This is a genomic window from Halomonas sp., from assembly GCF_041689495.1.
GTDB lineage: Bacteria > Pseudomonadota > Gammaproteobacteria > Pseudomonadales > Halomonadaceae > Halomonas.
The window spans coordinates 1-2,739 of the sequence record NZ_JBDNGD010000021.1 but is presented as its reverse complement, the minus strand read 5'-3'; the positions used below and the strand labels follow the sequence as shown (position 1 = coordinate 2,739).

General features: G+C 64.5%; 2 protein-coding genes. Both read left to right on the top strand.

What is annotated here, in order from left to right:
- Window positions 1-355 (top strand): NADH-ubiquinone oxidoreductase-F iron-sulfur binding region domain-containing protein (locus ACESMD_RS00580; protein WP_372609357.1); only part of this gene is annotated, 355 nt, incomplete at its 5' end.
- The coding region (gene nuoG, locus ACESMD_RS00575; RefSeq protein ID WP_372609356.1) for an NADH-quinone oxidoreductase subunit NuoG at window positions 355-2,739 on the top strand (2,385 nt) is incomplete at its 3' end. The genes ACESMD_RS00580 and nuoG, both read left to right, overlap by 1 nt.

Genomic DNA, 2,739 nt, shown 5'->3' with positions numbered 1-2,739 from the left:
TCAATACGGCAGCCGCCTGGGCACCGGACTGATAGCGGTGCTAAGCCAGCGTCAGAGCCTGCTGTCACTGTTGCGCAACCTGGAGCAGTTCTTCGCCCGGGAGTCCTGCGGCTGGTGCACCCCTTGTCGCGACGGCCTGCCCTGGACGGTGAAACTGCTCCAGGCGCTGGAGCGCGGTGAGGGCAAGCCGGGCGATATCGATATCCTCGAGCAGCACGCGCAAGACCTGGGGCCAGGGCTGACCTTCTGTGCCCATGCCCCTGGGGCGGCGATGCCGCTGGAGTCGGCGATCCGGCACTTTCGGGCGGAGTTCGAGGCCGGTATCGCGTATCCGACGCTCGAGGGGGTGAGCTGATGGCAACGATTCACGTGGACGGCAAGGCCTATCAGGTCGACGGGTCGGACAACCTGCTGCACGCCTGCCTGTCCCTGGGGCTCGACATTCCCTACTTCTGCTGGCACCCGGCCATGCACAGCATCGGCGCCTGTCGTCAATGCGCGGTCAAGCAGTACAAGGACAAGGACGATATTCAGGGCACGCTGGTGATGGCCTGCATGACCCCGGCCAGCGACGCCACCCGGATCTCCATCGACGACGACGAGGCCCGGGCGTTTCGCGCCCACGTGATCGAATGGCTGATGACCTACCACCCCCACGACTGCCCGGTCTGCGCGGAAGGCGGCCACTGCCATCTGCAAGACGTGACGGTGATGACCGGCCACGACCGGCGCCGCTATCGCTTTGGCAAGCGCACCCATCGCAACCAGTACCTGGGGCCGTTCATCGCCCACGAGATGAACCGTTGCATCAACTGCTATCGCTGCGTGCGCTTCTACAACGACTACGCCGGCGGCACTGATCTCGGTGTCTTCGGCTCGAACAACAACCTGTATTTCGGGCGTCACCAGGAAGGTGTTCTGGAAAGTCCGTTCGCCGGCAACCTGACCGAAGTGTGCCCCACCGGCGTGTTCACTGACCAGACCCACTCGGACCGCTACGTTCGCAAGTGGGATATGCAGTTCGCGCCCAGCGTCTGCCATCAGTGCGCGGTGGGCTGCAATATCAGCCCGGGAGAGCGCTACGGCGAGATTCGCCGCATCGAGAACCGCTATAACGGTGAGCTCAATCGCTACTTCCTCTGCGACCGGGGGCGTTTCGGCTACGGCTACGTCAATCGTGCCGACCGGCCGCGTCAGCCCGAATGGCGCAGCGATCGCGCCGATGAGGTAGTTATCCTGGAAGTGGACCCGGCGCTGGACCGTGGTGCGGACCTGCTGCGCAGCGCCCGGCGAGTAATCGGCATCGGCTCGCCGCGGGCCAGCCTGGAAAGCAATCATCAACTGATCGCGCTGGTCGGACGCGACAACTTCTCCAACGGTATCGTCGCCGCAGAGCTGGCCTGCCTTGAGCGCATGGCGGAACTGGAAGGCTCCTGTGGCCTGCCGATTCCCACGCTGCGCGAGGTGGAAGCGCACGACGCGGTGCTGGTGCTGGGCGAGGACCTGATGCACAGCGCCGCGCGCCTGGCGCTAGCGGTACGTCAGGCGGTACTGGCGCGACGCGACGCCTTGGCGGAGGAGCGCGGCATCCCGACGTGGAACGCCGAAGCCGTCAAGACCTTGGCTCAAGACAGCCGGCACCCGCTGTACATCGCCTATCCCAACGCCACCGAACTTGACGGAATCAGTGCCGACAATTGGCAACTGGCACCTGCAGATATCGCCCGCTTAGGTTTCGCCATTGCTCATTTTATTGACGGTAACGCTCCAGCGGTGGCGGGGCTCAATGCGACTCTGGCAGCGGCGGCGCAGACGGTGGCCAAACAGTTGATGGCGGCGGACAGACCGCTGGTGATCGCCGGTGGCTCATTGGAATCCACCCAGGTGCTCGATGCTGCGGGCAGCATTGCCCGGGCGCTGTCGCGTCGCACCAAGCGCGCTGGCTTTATGCTAATACGCCGGGAAGCCAACAGTACCGGCCTTACCATGCTGGGCGGTCATCCGCTGGAGTGGGCCTTGGATGAGCTCGTCGAAGGCCGCGCGGACGCTCTCGTAGTAATGGAAAACGACCTGTACACCCGACTCCCGGATGCGCGCGTTGAGGCGGCCTTGGATGCTGCCGCTACGCTGGTGGTTCTGGATCATCAGCGGACTCGTACCTGGCAGCGGGCCAGGCTGGGTCTGCCCGCGGCCAGTTTCGCGGAAGCCGACGGCACGCTGGTCAATCTGGAAGGCCGGGCCCAGCGGTTCTACCAGGTCTTTGATCCGCGCTATATGCGCCCGGAGTCCCGCATTCACGAAAGCTGGCGCTGGCTACACGCCCTGCGTATTAGCCTCGTTCGCGGCGAGGACAGCACCATTACTCTGGACGAGGCTACTGAAGCCTGTGCCCAGGACTATCCGGCACTGGCAACCATCGTCGCTGCCGCCCCCGGCGCGGATTATCGGGTCGAGGGCACTAAGCTGGCACGGGCACCGCATCGCTACAGTGGGCGGACGTCTCTTCGTGCCAACATTGCGGTGAGCGAACCGCGCACCCCCCAAGACCCGGATACACCCTTCACCTTTTCAATGGAAGGCTACAGCGGTTTCGATCGGCCTCGTAAGGAAGTGCCATTCGCCTGGGCCCCGGGCTGGAACTCGCATCAAGCCTGGAACAAGTTTACCGATGAAGTGGGCGGGCATCTGCGTGCCGGCGACCCCGGCGTTCGCCTGGTTGCGCCACGTCCCGGCGCCTAC